Consider the following 17,222-nt stretch of genomic DNA (forward strand, 5'->3'; position numbering starts at 1 on the left):
TCCATTCCTTTAATATTCCATACTTAAAGTCATTTATTCCTTTGTGGAAAGAAGAGTATAGCGCAATTTTTCTTTATAAGTAATGAGATTAATGCTTCACTGGTTCCGCGATATATTAGAGTATTTTATTGATAACGCATTATATCGTAACTGAATTAGCGTATTGCCTGAATATTAGACTATTATTGAAAGGTAAAAGTTAATAAAGTAGGGCTTTTAGCACCAAGGTCTAGTGTTTGACTATAAGCGTGTTGAGTAAACTAATGCCAGTTTCGTTTTGTTTTTGAGGAATTCATTTGTTGTTATTAAGCCGAGCTTTATTTTTTTTGCTCTTGTTTTTACTGTTACCGTTTAACGTCATTGCGAACAATTCATCATTAACATTCTCTAATGAGTACTCTATTGAGTTGCTTACTGAAAATGAAGGTTTTGTTTCGTCTCAAATATATTCAATTATCCAAGATAAACAGGGGTTACTTTGGTTCGGTACCGGTGAAAGTGGCCTAATGCGCTATGATGGAAGAAAAGTTGATTTATTAGAGTTTGATACACAAAACCCTGATGGTTTATCTCATAACGATGCAGGTAACTTATTTCTCGATAAGTCGGGTGACATATGGATTGGCACTTGGGGTGGTGGAGCAAATAAGTATCAACCTGAGTTAGGTAAATTCTCGCATTTTATTCATGAGCCAGACAGAAATGACTCAATAGCATCAAATAGAATTCAATCAATTTTTAGAGACAGTGAAAATATACTATGGTTAGGCTCGTACGCAGATGGTTTAAGCCGTTTTCAAGGCAATAATAAGTTCTCACGTTTTACTGCTAATGATAATAGTGGTTTGTCCCATAACCGCATATGGGATATTGAAAATAAAGGCTCAAAAAAACTTTGGGTTGCGACAAGCTACGGGTTAAATGTTTTTGATAAAGCGAGAGAAACTTTTAGCTATTATTTACCAGAACCGAATAACTTGACCCCTACTGGTGCCAATGAAATAAGAAACATACTAAAAACAACTTCGAGTGAACTTTATATAGGTACGCAAGTTGGTTTATATATGTTTAATGATTCAACTAAAGTCTTTATTGAAATTCTATTTGAAGATAGTAAACCTATCGGCCAAGTGAACTCGATGATAGAGGCGAGTGATGGATATTTGTGGTTTGTAGCCAGCCAAGGCTTATTTCGACTTGATCAAAAGAAAAAACAACTTGAAAAATTTCCTTTAGCAAAAGCAAATGGTTTACGCATTATATTTGAAGATAACGCAGGGATCCTTTGGTTAACCAGTGAGGTTAACGGCATTTATAAAATTATGCCTCATAGAAAGTTTAAAGCGATAAATCATCAAGAGTTATTAGCGCCAAATGGCATTACTGTTGATAGTAATGGCGATATTTTAATTGTTTCTGCCAAATCGCAGCTTTTTAAATGGCATGTAGCTACAGCACAACTAGAATCATTAACAGAGAGTATTTTTACACAGGAGTCAGGCTTTAATAACAGGCTTTTAGAGAGGCCGACGGTTTATCAGGATGATAACGATACCATATGGATTGCCCAAGATAATGGAATAGCGCGGTATACACCTCAAAATAAACAAGTTGAAATATTAAGGTATCCAACATCTGACAAGGGCTACCAAGAGTTTAGGGAATTACGGGCATTAAACTCAGATAAACACGGTAATATTTGGATAGGCACCTATAAAAATGGTATTTATATTTTTGATCCTCTTAATCAGACATTTAAGCATCTAGATGAATCGTCTACGTTAACTCATCCTGAGGTGTTAGGTATATATAAAGATAATGCCGGTAACCTTTGGGTTGGTACTGGTGACGGTTTAAATTTTTGGGATGATGTTAATAATGTTTTTATACCGTATGTTGAAAGCCACAGTAAGAGTAATAGTTTGCAAGGGGCTAGTGTACAAGATTTCCATCATAGCGAAAGTGGTGATATTTGGGTGGCAACTCCAAAGGGGTTGAATTTATTTGTACCTGAAACCAAAACATTTAAACATTTTGGACGAAAAGAGGGGTTACCCACGCCATTAATCAGAGCAATTGAGGATGATGGAGAAGGGAATTTATGGTTAACCACTAATAAAGGCATTTCCAAATTGAATCCTAAGTTAAATGTAATTACAAACTTTGATAGTTATGACGGTTTATTTGGTTTGCATTATTATCCTGGTGATATTGTTCAAGGTTCCAATGAAACTCTTTTTACCAGTAGTCAAAGAGGAGTAGAGTATTTTAGTGCTCGAGATATTGAAGCAAGTAATAAAGAGTTTCAAATAGTCTTAACCGGCTTCAGTAAAATGGGAGAATCTATTTTACTTGATAAACCATATAGTTATGTTTCTGATATTCATTTATCTTATGAGGATTACTTTGTTTCATTTGAGTTCTCTGTTTTAGATTTCACTTCACCAAATAAAAACCAATTTGCCTATAAATTAGATGGTTATGATGATAGCTGGATTGAAATAGGTAATCGAAATGTTGTTTCTTTTACTAATTTAAATGGTGGGGAATATACCTTTTTAGTGAAAGCAACTAACAGTCATGGCAAGTGGTCTGAATCGCCATTAGCAATAAAAATTCATGTATCTCCTCAACCCTGGAAAACATGGTGGGCATACAGCTTATATGTACTGAGTCTTCTATTAATAACTTCGGCATTTATTTATTATCGAACCCGTCAACAACGTAATGAGATAAGTCGGCAAAAGCAGTTTGTCATGGCTTTAGAAGAGCAAGTTGATGAAAAAACGGCTTCATTAAATGAGCAGGCAAAAGATTTACTTTTAGCGAATAAAAAACTAGAAATGTTAACATATCAAGATGGTTTAACAGGTTTATATAATCGGCGTTATTTTGATCAAGTGTTAGTTACAGAAGTAAACCGACATGCTAGAGAGCAACAACCATTATCACTTATTATGTGTGATATAGACCACTTTAAGTTTTTCAATGACTATTATGGTCACTTGGCTGGTGACAATTGTTTGAAAGAAGTTGCGCAATGTATTCAGAAATGTGCAGGTAGGATAAGTGATGCAAGTTGCAGGTATGGTGGTGAAGAGTTTGCTGTAATTCTAGCTAATACTAACGAAGAGCAATCAACATTATTGGCTGAGCGTATTAGGGAAGCTATTGAGGATATAAAAATTCCTCATGCAAAATCTCCAACTAGTCGGTATATCACGTTAACAGTTGGAGTAGTAACGTTAATACCAAAGGTAGACTTTACCGTTTATGATGTGATTAATAGTGCAGATAAGGCACTGTATTACGGTAAAAATCATGGGCGAAATAGAACATCGCGATACGATATGGCGGAGTTTAATTAGAAGTTGTACTTATTTATTAGCACCTCGTATTCTGCAGAATTTTTATAGTTAGCTAATGCTTGGTTAAAAGCATACTTAATGGTTAAATCTTTAAAGGCAATATGGTAGTTGGTTTTGGGGAAAACATAATGGTAACTAAATAAACTATTAAGATCGTTAATACCTAACTCTCTTGCCATATAATTGAATATATTAACATCAAGAACAATGACATCAACGCGCTGCTTCATTAATAATTGAGGTTGCGCCGATTGATTGGCTGTACTCATATACAAAGGGCTACGTTTAGATGATTTATAGTACGCTTCACCCAGTAATATTTCGGCATTTTGAAATGCTGCAATAGAATAATTTCCGAGATCTTCAATTCGCTTAATAGTTAAGTTTTTGCTTTTTAATGAAATTGCGACATTTTGGTAACTGATGTAAGAGTCGCTTAACTGTGCCTCATTAGTAAAAACTTTATTATTTGTTGTCATTACCGCATCAATATATTTTGCATCAAGCATTTTTGTGGAGTGTTTATATTGAGTAAAGACAAAAGCAGTATCGATGTTAATTTTTTTGAAAATATTTCGTATTAACTCAATTTCAAAGCCACTTTGTTCTTTTTGTATGACATAAGGCGGTTTATCTAAACCAACAACAATAGAAAGTTGCTCTCTTTTGGCAAAAGCATGGCTCATGCTAAAAATAAGAAAGGTAAATAAAATGACTTGTTTGATCGGCATCATTGATTAAATCATATTCATGAAGAAAGCTCTTTAGCATTTCTTATTATTAAAACTTACTTTTTTGACTCGTTAAAAAATGCAGCGCACTGCATACTTTTTTCTATTATATTATTAGTGTAGCTGATAGTTTCTTAAAGTCTAAGTATACAATTTAGCTGGTTTTTTTTAAAGCTGTTGCTAAAGATAAAGTATTGAACCAAACTGATAATGTTCACCTTTGCCAGGAAAAATTATGATTAAAAAAATATCAATTATTATTGCACTCGTTATTGCGAGCCCCTTTGTTTTAGCATTGTTCATTCATAACAGTTATGACGTTGAACGAGAAGTAGTGATAAACCAACCTAAAGTGGTTGTTTTTGAATATCTTAAGTTTTTAAAAAATCAAAATGAGTTCAGTAAATGGGCAAAAATGGACCCTCTGTCAAAAAAGACCTACCGTGGGGTTGATGGCACTGTTGGCTTTGTCTCTGCATGGGCTTCAGAAAACGAAGAAGTTGGTACAGGGGAACAGGAGATTACTGCAATAAATGATGGTAATCGTATTGATTATGAACTTCGATTTTTTACACCATTTGAAGCGACAGAGCCTGCATATATTGAAACTGAAAGCGTATCTGCAGAGCAAACTCGCGTAAAGTGGGGTTTTTCAGGGCATATGGATTACCCGATGAATTTAATGTTTTTATTTATGGATTTTGAACAAGTCATTGGTGATGACTTACAAACGGGTTTGGATAACTTAAAACTTATTTTAGAAAAATCATAGCGACATTTAAGCTAGAACAGCCGAGCTGTTAAGCTATTTTACTCCCATAATTGACAGTTTCCTTCTTATTATGTGCGTTTAAGCAGCCATAAGCTGTTTGAACGCATATTGTCTGTTGTAAATAAAACGCCTGTTTTGTATATTGTATTTCAAAATCTACATTAACTAATATAGGCTCAATATGAAATTAAAACTCAGTATGCTTTCAGCCGCAGTGTTATTAGGTGCATGTTCGCAAACGAATATTGCTAATACATCCTCACAATATCAATCTGAAATTGAAATTGTTCAGCAATATAACATGAACACAGTTCAAGCAATTCCAGCGCCTAAGGATATGAAAGCGGATGTTATTGTGCATGGCAGAGTCTCTACTGTAAAAGATATTGATGTCGCATATGTTGGTAAACAAATCCCATTTACCTTTAGTGATGGTAAAGTTGATAACACCGAGGGTTTTGAGTGGTATGTAAGTAAACACTTTGCTCTCAAAACTGATTACCCGGCAAAACGCGCGAAGTTCTTTTTAGAACTGCTTGAATTATCATACCCATATTATGTTGAGTACTTTGGGATGGAGCCACCTAATATCGATCAGCAGCGTATTGCATCAACCTATGCAACCAGTAATGATAGACTGCGCGATGCGATGTTTGATGATGGGTTTAACCGAGGTATTCATCATACTGCAGGCGGTGAAGCTATGTATTATAACTGGGTAGGTTATAGTTTCCCTACTGAGCGCCCACAGCATCAGCGTTATATTTCAATTCATGAAACAATGCACTCATACCAAATGGCACTGGGCAACTATCCGTGGACTCCATCGTGGCATGGCGAAGGTTTAGGTGACTCTACCGCCAACCATAACTTTAACAGTAAAAAGAAGCAGCTGACGGTATTTGGTCATGATGTGCCTATTTTCGACATGATGAGCTGGGGATTACATTCTTACAAAAAATATGAGCAACCAAGTATTGTTGATATTCATAATCGTAAAAGATTTGATCGAGGCTTAAACGTACTGTTTGTACAATTTATGTATAACAGCCCTGAATATTCTCAGTACATGAAAATATACCACCAAGAAGTAATGCGCTTGCAAACAGATAGTCGAGAGAAATCATTAGAAGTATTGCAGGCCATTGTACCAAATTGGCAAGTGCTTGAAGAAAACTTTAAAAAGTGGGTCACTACCATTGATGAAACTCATGTTGTAGCAAGTCGAGGTCCATGGGAAATGGATGGCAACATGTTTTATAAGCGTAAATCAAGCTATGATTATGCACCACAACGTGTTGGTTTTACCATGACCCCTTCAGAGGCGCCAAGTCATCGACCATATGCGATTGATTTTCCAAGACCTGATGCTAGTGAGTTAGTGCTTGAAGCTGAACGTGGCGTTGCCGAGCCAGTGTTATCTTATGTGTTGTCATATCAAAAAGATGCTATAGCTAATGGCAAGCTTGGTATGGCCTTTGGCGTTAAATCTACTCAAGAAAATAGTGAAGCAATTGCAAAAGATTATCGAGGTTGGAAAGGAGCAAATACAGACCTAGATGAACAATTGCGCATAGAAGTAAAGGCAGCCAAAACATTACAAATTGATAGTCGCTTATTATCAGGTAAGCTAAACGAGTACTCACTGCCTAAAGATATTGTGAGTAGCTTGCTTAAGCAGAGTAACCCAGAGCTAGGGGTTTCTGTTCAAATAAAAGCAACAGCAATCGTTGTAACAATAAAAACCACTGGTGCAAATACTTTTACTATCACTGAAAAAATAACACTAGCGCAACAACAAGCGCTATTAACTAGACCATTTGGTTTAGTTTCATCAGATAACCAACACGGCATAACGCCTTATGTTGATGATGGTCGAGAATTGAACCCAAGAAGCACAGATTATATGCAGCAAACAGCAGCAAATGCTTGGGGCTTCACAGGTGATAAGTTGGCACAACGCTTTGCCAGAGCAAATTGGAAAGCAGGTAAAGAAACACCCGTAATGTGGCGCGAAGCATTTAATCAATTAAATAAAGCAGCATTAAATACTAATACTGATGATTCTGTTGCGAAAGTAAAAGCGGTAAATGAGCAAATGCCAGATCTTGCCAAAGCAGGAGCACATTTAAATGAAGCATTAGCTGAGCTTTCTGGTATTCAATTGCAGTTAGATTGGTTAGGCAACTCTGCTGATAATATGAAGCAGAATGCGATTATTACCAACCACAGTCAGCAAAAGATCTCAGGAACTATCCAGTTTACGGTGCAAGGTCATCAAAGTGAGGTTATCAATGTTGCAGTGAATGCTGGAGAAAAGTTAAATTTAGTGGTTCCTAAAACACTTTTATCACAGGGGGAAAAAGTATTAGCCGACTTTAATTACACCTGGCAGCAACAAGCAATAAATCAAAAGCTTGAACAAAAAACAGTGCAGTATCATGGTTATGAATTAGCGAGTATATCGGCTAATTTTGCGAATGATAACTTTACAATTGGCGCTAGGTTACATGGCCCATTTGCAGGTAAAACCGAAGGGGAGGTTACTTTTGATTTTTACCATAGTGGTAAAAAAGAATCAGTCAGTGAAAAGTTTACAATCAAACCTTATCAAGTTTTAGATTTTAAACAGCATTTTGAGGCGACAGAGAAAGAAATAGATCATGATGCCTGGTTCGAAGTGAGTGTAGTGGCTGAGGTTGACGGTGAGCCTGTACTGGTGCGCAAGCGTTTACCGTATATCCCTAAAAAGTTTAATCGATAAACTATAGGCTACATATACAAAAGCCCAGTTTTTACTGGGCTTTTTTGTATCTAATTTGATAACCTAAATAAGAGTGAAGAGTATCAATCTAAATAGTTAAATAGGTGGAATTCATATGAAATACAAAGGCAGCTGTCATTGTCAGGCAATTACATTTACTGTGGAATGTCCTGAAACAATTGAGGTTGAAGAATGTAATTGCTCCATCTGTTCAAAAGCGGGTTTTTTACATTTAATTGTACCTAAAAGTAAATTTACTCTACTCAGCGGAGCTGAACATTTAACCACCTACACTTTTAATACAAAGATAGCAAAGCATACATTCTGCAAAGAGTGTGGTAATAAACCTTTTTATACACCTCGCTCAAACCCTGATGGTATTGATATTAATGTTCGTTGTTTAGATGAAAAGCCACCGAAGATAAATATCGTAGCGTTTGATGGTCAAAATTGGGAAAAGAATGCTGCTGCCTTAAAGCACAAAAGTGAAGAGATATAGTGCTATAGGTGTTTTGTGAGTTATTTACTTAGTATAGCTTTGAGCCTAGCTAACTGAATACCTTGTACTTTATCAACAATTGGGGCTAATGAGTCTAGTCCATTATCCATATATCCACTGACTTGATAAGTGAAGATAATCTTAGTTGTGGAGTCAGTGACAGGTTCAAATTTCCAAGACATGCCGCCATGAATACCTAACATTTGAAGTGGCCCTAAACCACCTATCATTCTTATTTCTTTATTAGGATCAACATAAGAAATGGTCATGTGCAGTGCTTGTTTATCACCATTTTTCTCACAAAAGCATTGGCCTACTTCAGGTATTATTGTTAGAGATTCTGATTTTCCAAACCAAGTATGATCAGGGTGCCACCATTTGCCAACCTTAAGAAACTGCTGATAAGCGACTTCATTATTTACAGGTACTTTAGTTTCTATTTTAATACTAAAGCCGTTACTGGCTTTACTAATCACTTTCGCAAAGCATGTACCATTAATGAGTAATAACAGCATAAAAAGGTATTTCATAAAACTCTCGTCTCAATAAACGCTATTAATAACATTTAATATTATTTAGCAGGGTTAGTTTATCGGTAAATTACTTAAACGCTCAAACTCTTCTTTCATGCCGGCCTTACTGCCTAGCGTTGCAAGAATTTCAGCGCTTGGGCATTTTAGTATCGCACCATTTCGTAATAGGTTGATATGGCGTTTGCTAAATTGCGATATATTGGTGTTATAAATCGCAATAATAGTGCTATATGTATCTAATTTCAGAGATGTTTTATAACGACTGGCTATGCTCCACAGGCTTTCTTTTGCCTGACGAGCGAGTAAACACTCTTTTTCACCTATGGGCAAAGAATCTGCTATAACTATTGGTTCTTCTTGCTTGTTACTGGCATTTTTCGTGGAGAGTTCATTGATATTACTGGGTGAGTTAGCAGACTTAGTTGGCTTGTTAGCCGTAGTGATACTAATACTATCAATTTGCATCCAGCGATTATTTGATTGCTCAAAAACGTGAATTGCCGCTTCACCAATGATGTAGTGAGGGCTAGAAAGTCTGAGCATAAAATCATTAATACGCTCAATTTGTAGTGGGCTTTCAACATTTTGATTAACCAAACTAAACTTTAATGGTCTAGCGTCTTTTTCAACAATATTCAACTTTACTATTAATGGCTCTTTAGGCGCTGATTCAACGTTATGAAGGCTCAGGTGTTTTACTTCAGCGGCACAAGAAAGTGATACAAGTAACAGTACTGATAAGATAATTTGGTTTGCTCGAAATGTCATTGATTCCTCATAAAAACATCAGATAAGGTTTGGTAACATTAGCATTAATTATCGTTAAATTAAAATGAGCTTAAAAATTAATATTTATTGCTACTGTGTTACTGTAGTTTTTAGCGTTATTTTTTTAAGAAACCAGTGTTTTTTTAAGGTTTATAGGGGAAGTCGTTGATAGCACGTTTAATAGATAAGCTAATTTTTGGCACAAGTCTTATTATAGCATTGCAAGTCCCGCAATTAGCTGAGCATTATCAGCAGTTTTTGTCTGGTCTGTATCAAGCCACAAAGTGGCAAGTGGATGGTTATCAAATTACCGCAGATAAATATGAGTATGACAGTATTCGAGCTATGATAGATCACCATTTATCTAATGATGTGCTAAGCGTTCGTGCTGATGCGACACAAAAACTTGTAACGTTAGAAAAATTTGAACAGTTAACTGATGGCCTTGAATTATTCAAACAGGGTAATTTACTCGAAAAATCTTATTATATGTTTCAGCCTAAGCGAGTGACGTACCTTAAAGAAACATTAGCCAACTTTTCCTTAGGCATTCCACTGACATTTAATGGTATTTTGTTTGGCATTGTTGTTGGTTTACTTATTAATCTGCTAATCACGGGCCCAATAACGTTAATTGCTAAACGAGTTGGCCATGCTAAATCGCCAGATAAAATAAAAAAACATGACTAGTTGGACAGGTTTATTTTATACTCTAATTTTATAGTGCTAAAACGCACAAATTACCTCGGAAAACTTTTCATGGGAATGTTCAATTTAGCTGGTAACCAGCTTACATCGTTAGCAGAAAATAACTTTGCGATTAAAAAAGTATGTTTAAGTACAGCCCTAGTACTGGGTGGATTATTGCTTTCTGCTTGCGCTACATTTGATGAAAACACACAACCTGAGGTTAAGAAGTTAGTCGTTTTACATACCAATGATCATCACGGTCGATTTTGGCATAATGAACATGGCGAGTATGGCATGGCAGCTCGAAAAACGTTACTTGACAAGTTACGTGCCCAAGCGAAAGACAATGATCAAGAAGTCATTTTATTATCAGGTGGGGATATTAATACAGGTATTCCAGAATCTGATATGCAGCAAGCAGAGCCTGACTTTAGAGGTATGGCACTACTTGGTTATGATGCGATGGCAATAGGTAATCATGAATTTGATAACCCTGTTTCAGTGCTAGCTAAACAGCAAGAGTGGGCAGGTTTTCCTTTTTTATCGGCAAATATTATTGATAACGCCTCGAATGAACATGCTTATCAAGCCAGTACTGTCATAACCAAAGGCGATATAAAAATTGGTTTAGTTGGCTTAACAACTACTGACACAAAAGTCATAGGCAACCCTGAATATATTGGTCACTTAAGCTTTACTAAGCCGAGTACTGCGGCAAAAATCGCTATTGATGAAATGAATAAAACTCAACAAGTTGATATTACTATTGCTGTTACGCATATGGGACACTTTGTTGATGCAAAACACGGTATTAATGCACCGGGTGATGTCACTTTAGCCCGTGAACTACCAGCGGGTATGTTAGATGTTATTATTGGCGGCCATTCACAAGAGCCTGTATGTATGCTTGATGAAAATGACAGTGATAATAACTATCAAGCTGGCAGTGCGTGCCAACCAGATAAACAAAATAATACTTGGATTATGCAAGCCCATGAGTGGGGTAAGTATGTTGGAAAAGCTGAATTTGAAATAATTAACGGTGAAGTTACTTTAACATCATATCAACTTATTCCTGTTAATTTGACGCAAATGCAACGATTGGCTAATGGCCAATACAAGCGTAGCTTTATTGGCGAAGAACTAAAAAAATCGCCAGAAGTTTACAACTTTTTGTTACCTTACCAACAAAAAGGAGGGGCCGAAATATTAGTAGCATTTGCTACTGTTAATGGTTTGCTCAATGGTCACCGAACACAAATTAGAAATAGACAAACTAACTTAGGAAAACTTATTGCCACTGCGCAAATGCAAAAGGTACACGCAGATTTTGGTATTATTAGCTCAGGTGGAATAAGAAATTCTATTGAATCAGGTGAGGTGAACTATAAGCAAGTTTTATCAGTTCATCCATTTAAAAACAGACTTACTTATGTTGATATGATGGGGAAAGATGTAGAGCAGTATTTAATGACTGTTGCTGCTTTCCCTCCTGACTCTGGGGCTTTCGCCCAATTTAGTGGCGTCTCTTTTCAAGTAAAAGATAATCAAGTGAGTCATATTCTTATTAAGGGGCAGCCGATAGATAACAACCGTAGCTACCGTTTTAGTTTGAATAGTTATAATGCTGCTGGCGGTGATGGCTATCCTAAGTTATTGGACCATAAAGGTTTTGTAGCAACTTCTTATATTGATGCTGAGGTATTAAAAGAGTTTTTACAAAGTAATAGCCCATTAAATGTTAATGAATACCAACCAAATGGCGAAATTAATAGGCAATAAGTGGCTTTAAGTATGATATGACTGTCTAGCTGGCTAACTTTTTATTTTGGGTTGCCAGTTGGCTGCTAACAAACCGTAATCATATTGATCAGTCCACTCACTCCCTAATAAATAGTGCTCGGCAAAAAAGGCTTCTCGTTGCATACCAAGTTTTTCCATCACTTTATATGAAGCTACATTTCTTGGATCGCATTTAGCTACAATTTTATGTACACCTATTTCTTCACACAAATAATTTATTAACAATGTAACGGCTTGAGTACACAGGCCTTTACCCGAAGCTGATTCATTTAGTCTATAACCAATTTCAATACGTTGGTGGAACCAATCTTCTATATTAAAAGCAACTTCACCAATCACGCTATTATCTTGAGGTAAACATATGACCAAGCCATTCCAATAACCTTGAGATAACTGCCAGGGTTTACTCATTTTTTCTACCATAGCTAAAGTATCGTCATCACTTTCAGGCGGGCGAATATAGCGACAGTTTTCAGGATCTTGGCGATATTGTTTTACGGCATCAAAGTCATTTAATTGAGCAGGCCTTAAAACCACTGAGCTATTAGTTAACTTCGGTGCGGGAATTTTTTGATCTTCTTTGTAGTTTTGCATCGGGTTATTTCAATAAATATTTTTAATCACTTTATTATATTTGTGTTTAATTAGGTAGTGTCAATTAGCTGCTATTATTTCTGAATAATTAATAAGGGAAAGTTGAAAACTCAATTAAAAATACATTTAAAAGAACATAATAACGTAAGTCGGTTAATGTGAATTGAGCATGTAAATAAGCCCTGCTCAACAGAGTAGGGCTTATGCGGTTAATATCTTATTATTAAGAGAATTAGTGATGACTTCTGTTGGCTCTTAACCAGTAGGTTGCATAAAGGAATACAGCCGATAACGTGATGCCAAAGATACTAATTTTGCTACTGATCACTTTCATGGGTACCAAGGAAATACTGCTTTGATCATGTAAGTAATGATTAACGTTATTTTCAGAAATAGAAAAGTAATCAGTGAGTAATCCAAGTAGTATTTGGCTATCTAGATTAAAGTAGTGCACGATGAACGCTTCAACAAGCAATACAATAACGACAGGAATAATTGCCCAGAGAAAGGGGGCTTTACTAGAAAACATAGATACCAGCATTAACCAAGCATATAACGGTAGCATCCATAAGGTGTAAGGCAATAGGTTTAACCAGCTGGTCATCATGTGGGAGAAGATATTGCTACTGCCCCATAAACCCCACAGTGATATGTCATAACCCACAGCCATAATCATAGTAAATATAAAAGCAAGAATTAAAAATAAAGCGAGTGTTAATGTGGCGGCCAGTAAAAAGAAGCCAGGTAATATTATCGCGCCAACAAGTAACTTAACTCCTACCGTTAAACCATCAGATACAGGCAATGAACGCCAAAACAGTACTGATAAATCTCTTCTCTCATCAAATAAGCAAGCGATAAAGTAATATAGCTGTACTAAGGTTGCGATAAGTAAAAAGGGTACAAACAGCATTGAGCTAAAACTAAATGAGATCACGTTAAACATCTTATCATGTTGTACTTCGGCTATTTGCTGCCAAAAGCCAGCCCATGTCGTGTTGGGGTTATCATTTAAGATATAAGCGGTTAAAGAACCATCGATAAGTAAAATGCCAATTAGCGGGGCTAAAATAATTAGACTTGCAATAATGGCTGGTAGCCAAACAAAGATTCGCTTGTACTCCCAAACTTCTTTTTTAATTGATGTGGTAAGTTGTAAGGTATTCATTAGCATGTCTCCTTGGTCATAACGCCAACAAAAATATCTGCCAAAGTTGGTGAGGTGATATTGCCTAAACGGCTTAATGACTCTTGTTCAACACCATCAAATAACATGGTGGTTAATCCCATTAAACTATTAGAGAAAATAGGCTTCAATTGCTTCGCTTGCTCAATACTTTCTTGGTTTACCGAGACCAATTTAAAACGCTCTTTTATATGTTCCGTATCTTCACATAGCACTATGCTTCCAGACTGAATAAAGGCGACATCTGTTAAAATATGCTCTATTTCTTCTATTTGATGTGTCGTAACAATGATGCACTTTTCTTGAGTGTAAAAGTCCTCTAATAAGTGGCTATAAAATTGACGACGCGTCAGAATATCTAACCCTAAAGTGGGTTCATCAAGAATAAGAACCTTAGCATCGATCGCTAATATTAATGCTAAGTGCACCTGTACTATCATGCCTTTAGATAACTGTTTTATCTGAGACTTCTGGCTAATGTTCGTTTTAGCTAAAAACTCTTCAGCTTTACTTTGGTTAAAGTTTGGGTGCACGCCCGCCATATATTCTAGAGCTTGTGATACTTTCATCCATTTTGGTAGCACAGCTACATCGGCAATATAAGCTACATCGTTTAGCATCTCTGTACGTTGAGTTTTAGGATTGTAGCCTAATATATCTACCTCGCCTTGGTAATCGGTTAAGCCAAGTAACGCTTGTAAACAGGTGGTTTTTCCAGCACCGTTAGGACCAACAAGGCCGAGTATCTGGCCAGCCTTGACGGTCAAGTTGACATTATCTACGGCGGATTTTTCACCATATTGTTTTGTTAAGTTTGAGATATTGATTAATGAGGTCATTAGCTATTCTCTCCTTGGTTAGTTAATAGATCATTTGCAGAGAGCTTTAAGCGATTTATTTGTGACAAAATGCCAGGCCATTGCTTCGTTAAAAAAGCTTCTCGTTCCCGTGACAACATTAAATCTTGCATGCCCGGTTTCACGAATAAACCTTTTCCACGTTGTTTTTCCACGATCTCTTCATCTTGAAGCATTTGATATGCCTTAGAAATAGTGATTGGGTTTAATTGATATTGTGCTGCTACATTCCTCACCGAGGGTAATGCTTCGCCTTCCTTGATGTAGCCATCTAGAATGCGTGATACTACTTGCTGATATAACTGCAAGTAGATAGGTGTATCTTTATTCCACTGCTCAGACATATTTCATCCATATATTAATTAACTTAATAGTGTTATACATCACCAGCACACCATAACACAAGGCTGATTATTCTGATAAATGTAAATAAATATGTGAAAGAGTAGGTTGGAGTAAAGTGCAAAGCACTTTACTCCTTTGATTTATAGACTTATTTTCTTTATTTTTCAGAACGACACTCAGAATGGAAAATAAGTCTTAAAATGTGATAGCTGATTAAGTCTTAGTCTATTATTCCTTCAATATCACCACGCATAACGGGTAAGCCAAGGTGCATCCAACCAAATATGCCTTCCCAAAGGACAGCCGTTCGTGTGTAACCTTTTGCTCGTAACTTATTTATGGTGTAGTCAGCGGCGGCTCTAGGGCAAGAACAATAAGCGACAATTTGTACATCAAAAGGAATACCTTTAACCGTTTCATCTAAGTCGGCGTAATAAGGAAATGGTATGGAGCCTTCAAGGTGAGCGGTTTGCCAAACAGAAGTAACACGTGTATCTAGTAAGACCATCCTTTTTTTACTCTGCATAGCATCGTACAAATCCGTTGATAAGACATACATATTATCTTTGAGTTCAAAGTTAGGATCTTCTCCGTCTTTGTTTATGACATATTCTTCAGGAGTAGGGAGGGCTTTTAAAATAGTTCTTTCTTCTTTCCAGCCCAGTGCTTTACTGCGTAAAAAGGCCGTAATACCATTTATTTCCTGCATAGATAATTTATCTTTAAAAGCGACCATAGGCGTATTTTGTCGACCATTGATGATGGCATGACGAATAAATTCATCGGTATTGTGTGCTAACGCTGATTGGTTACCTAAAGCAGGTGCAGTAATACCTTCACCCTCAATACCATGGCATTGACTACACTCTTTTTGATAAATTTTTTCGCCTAGCTTTATGTCACCCTCAACAGGGTTAGTGGTTAACGCAAGGCGTTCAACACCCGCTTGTTCGAATAGCCAGTATGTGAGGTTCCAGGTTTCGGCCAATGTCATTGGGCCACCCACCTCGTCAAGGTAGCCCCCCATAGCTGTGCCTTTTCTTCCATAAGACATTGGTCTTAAAATAGCGTGGGGTACACCTGATTCAAATAAACTTTTACTTTTTAATGAAGGTGCATGATCGTTAGCATGACCTTCTCTATTTTTTCCATGGCAGAGGGCACAATACTTTTGATAATTGGCTGAAGCCACTTCAGCTTGTTGTTCAGTCAACTTACGAGGAGGAGGCAAAGTCTCAGTTGTCGTTGCGTGTACATTAACTAATATAGAAACGAAAGCGATGAAGCCGAAAAGCAATTTGTGAGAAGTTTTAAAATCCATATTTGAGTCTTCTAAAAAGAAAAAAGACAGCTTAGCTGTCTTTAGTCGGTATATCAATTCTTGGGTTGACCATAAAGTTGTTCGGCTCGGTTATACATTAACCATGAGGTGACAACATATTTATCATTTGATAGCGGAACATGACCTTTGTGGGTGTGAGTAAAGCCTGCGGGGAAAATAATTAAGTTACCTTTTTTAGGTTTAGCTTTCAGTTGTTGATAATGAAACTCAGTTTCTCCACCTTCTTCAACATCATTTAAGTAGTATAAGAAAGCTAAAACACGATGAAGAGGCTTATTATCCGGTAATTGAGGAAAAATCTCTGAGTGCCAATAATGATAACCACCTTTACCTTGATCATATTTTTGAACGGTAAAGCCGTCGTAACGAAAGATGTATTGAATGAGTTGATCTAAATAGGGTAAGCCAACCTCATGAAAATTTTCTTTAGTCACTACCGTTGCTTTACCCGTTTTAGGGTGGGTAACCGTAGGGTTTATTGCTGCGATGACGGCCAAGTAATGCTCTTCTAAGTATTTTCTAAGAATGGGATATGTCGCGTTAATAATCTCTTCTTGCAGTGGCTGCCAAGATTGATTGTGTATCATGGAAATATCATGACTATCTTTTAAATGGGTCATTACACCACTACCTACACGACCTTGCTGAACACCTTTATCTGTTTGATGTTGCTGCATGATCCTGTCACATAAATCATCACTTAAGGCATTTTCATACACACCAATAAATTGAGACATATCGCTTCCTATTTTAATTATTATTTCTGTTTTAAGAACCAAAGAGTTGATGTACTCGTAAAGTAGTCATCTATAGAGTGACATAATTTTAACAATTATTTAACTGTTTTTATCGATGTCTTGCCCTATATAAATTGAAAAATTGAATTTAAAATGCAAATGTAACGAGGTGTGTTTAAGTGGTTGTTTATTAGTGTAAAATTAACATCCAAAATAGAAGGTTTTGCTAAATA

Annotated in this window: 15 protein-coding genes; 6 read left to right on the top strand and 9 right to left on the bottom strand. The window is 36.4% G+C overall.

Going from position 1 to position 17,222, the window contains the following annotated elements:
- The first annotated feature begins 296 nt into the window (after positions 1–296).
- The gene (locus EPA86_RS03245; protein WP_246058229.1) at positions 297–3,368 is read left to right on the top strand and encodes a ligand-binding sensor domain-containing diguanylate cyclase; all 3,072 of its coding nucleotides are present in this window, start codon (positions 297–299) and stop codon (positions 3,366–3,368) included.
- Here the strand turns inward: EPA86_RS03245 and EPA86_RS03250 are convergent.
- Positions 3,365–4,102: a substrate-binding periplasmic protein gene (locus EPA86_RS03250; protein ID WP_140601836.1), complete on the bottom strand. Its 738-nt coding sequence runs from the start codon at positions 4,100–4,102 to the stop codon at positions 3,365–3,367. The two genes, EPA86_RS03245 and EPA86_RS03250, sit on opposite strands and share 4 nt — an antisense overlap.
- 232 nt (positions 4,103–4,334) lie before the next feature.
- On the opposite strand from EPA86_RS03250, the gene EPA86_RS03255 reads away from it, so the two are divergent.
- The 3 genes from EPA86_RS03255 (at position 4,335) to EPA86_RS03265 (ending at position 8,134) form a co-directional block, all read left to right on the top strand.
- Positions 4,335–4,871: an SRPBCC family protein gene (locus EPA86_RS03255; protein ID WP_140601838.1), complete on the top strand. Its 537-nt coding sequence runs from the start codon at positions 4,335–4,337 to the stop codon at positions 4,869–4,871.
- A 181-nt stretch (positions 4,872–5,052) separates the two neighbouring features.
- Positions 5,053–7,635: a hypothetical protein gene (locus EPA86_RS03260; protein WP_140601839.1), complete on the top strand. Its 2,583-nt coding sequence runs from the start codon at positions 5,053–5,055 to the stop codon at positions 7,633–7,635.
- A gap of 115 nt (positions 7,636–7,750) precedes the next feature.
- The gene (locus tag EPA86_RS03265) at positions 7,751–8,134 is read left to right on the top strand and encodes a GFA family protein (protein WP_140601841.1); all 384 of its coding nucleotides are present in this window, start codon (positions 7,751–7,753) and stop codon (positions 8,132–8,134) included.
- A gap of 20 nt (positions 8,135–8,154) precedes the next feature.
- Here EPA86_RS03265 and EPA86_RS03270 read toward each other — a convergent pair whose 3' ends face one another.
- Positions 8,155–8,664 (bottom strand): SRPBCC domain-containing protein, encoded by a 510-nt coding sequence (locus EPA86_RS03270; protein WP_140601843.1) that lies wholly within the window; start codon positions 8,662–8,664, stop codon positions 8,155–8,157.
- A 54-nt stretch (positions 8,665–8,718) separates the two neighbouring features.
- Positions 8,719–9,435 carry a LysM peptidoglycan-binding domain-containing protein gene (locus EPA86_RS03275; protein WP_140601845.1) on the bottom strand — a complete coding sequence of 239 codons (717 nt, stop codon included), beginning with the start codon at positions 9,433–9,435 and terminating at the stop codon, positions 8,719–8,721.
- A 165-nt stretch (positions 9,436–9,600) separates the two neighbouring features.
- On the opposite strand from EPA86_RS03275, the gene EPA86_RS03280 reads away from it, so the two are divergent.
- Positions 9,601–10,125, top strand: coding sequence for a DUF2937 family protein (locus EPA86_RS03280; RefSeq protein ID WP_140601847.1), 525 nt, complete (start codon positions 9,601–9,603; stop codon positions 10,123–10,125).
- A 75-nt stretch (positions 10,126–10,200) separates the two neighbouring features.
- On the top strand, positions 10,201–11,907 hold the full coding sequence (gene ushA, locus EPA86_RS03285) for a bifunctional UDP-sugar hydrolase/5'-nucleotidase UshA (protein WP_140601928.1): 1,707 nt from the start codon (positions 10,201–10,203) through the stop codon (positions 11,905–11,907).
- A gap of 33 nt (positions 11,908–11,940) precedes the next feature.
- On the opposite strand, the gene EPA86_RS03290 is transcribed toward ushA, so the two are convergent.
- From EPA86_RS03290 to EPA86_RS03315, 6 genes are all read right to left on the bottom strand, one after another.
- Complete coding sequence (locus tag EPA86_RS03290; protein WP_140601849.1) at positions 11,941–12,522, bottom strand: GNAT family N-acetyltransferase; 582 nt, start codon at positions 12,520–12,522, stop codon at positions 11,941–11,943.
- Positions 12,523–12,754: 232 nt separating this feature from the next.
- Positions 12,755–13,690 carry a hypothetical protein gene (locus tag EPA86_RS03295; protein ID WP_140601851.1) on the bottom strand — a complete coding sequence of 312 codons (936 nt, stop codon included), beginning with the start codon at positions 13,688–13,690 and terminating at the stop codon, positions 12,755–12,757.
- The gene (locus tag EPA86_RS03300) at positions 13,690–14,547 is read right to left on the bottom strand and encodes an ABC transporter ATP-binding protein (protein ID WP_140601853.1); all 858 of its coding nucleotides are present in this window, start codon (positions 14,545–14,547) and stop codon (positions 13,690–13,692) included. The genes EPA86_RS03295 and EPA86_RS03300 overlap by 1 nt, the downstream gene beginning before the upstream one ends.
- Positions 14,547–14,909, bottom strand: coding sequence for a GntR family transcriptional regulator (locus EPA86_RS03305; protein WP_140601855.1), 363 nt, complete (start codon positions 14,907–14,909; stop codon positions 14,547–14,549). The genes EPA86_RS03300 and EPA86_RS03305 overlap by 1 nt, the downstream gene beginning before the upstream one ends.
- A gap of 221 nt (positions 14,910–15,130) precedes the next feature.
- Positions 15,131–16,231 carry a c-type cytochrome gene (locus EPA86_RS03310; RefSeq protein WP_140601857.1) on the bottom strand — a complete coding sequence of 367 codons (1,101 nt, stop codon included), beginning with the start codon at positions 16,229–16,231 and terminating at the stop codon, positions 15,131–15,133.
- Between the two features lie 53 nt (positions 16,232–16,284).
- A complete protein-coding gene (locus EPA86_RS03315) occupies positions 16,285–16,989 on the bottom strand; it encodes a 2OG-Fe(II) oxygenase (protein WP_140601859.1) in 705 nt (234 codons plus the stop codon).
- Positions 16,990–17,222 lie beyond the last annotated feature (233 nt).

It is taken from the genome of Litorilituus lipolyticus (assembly GCF_006439335.1).
In the GTDB taxonomy this organism is placed as follows: domain Bacteria; phylum Pseudomonadota; class Gammaproteobacteria; order Enterobacterales; family Alteromonadaceae; genus Colwellia; species Colwellia lipolytica.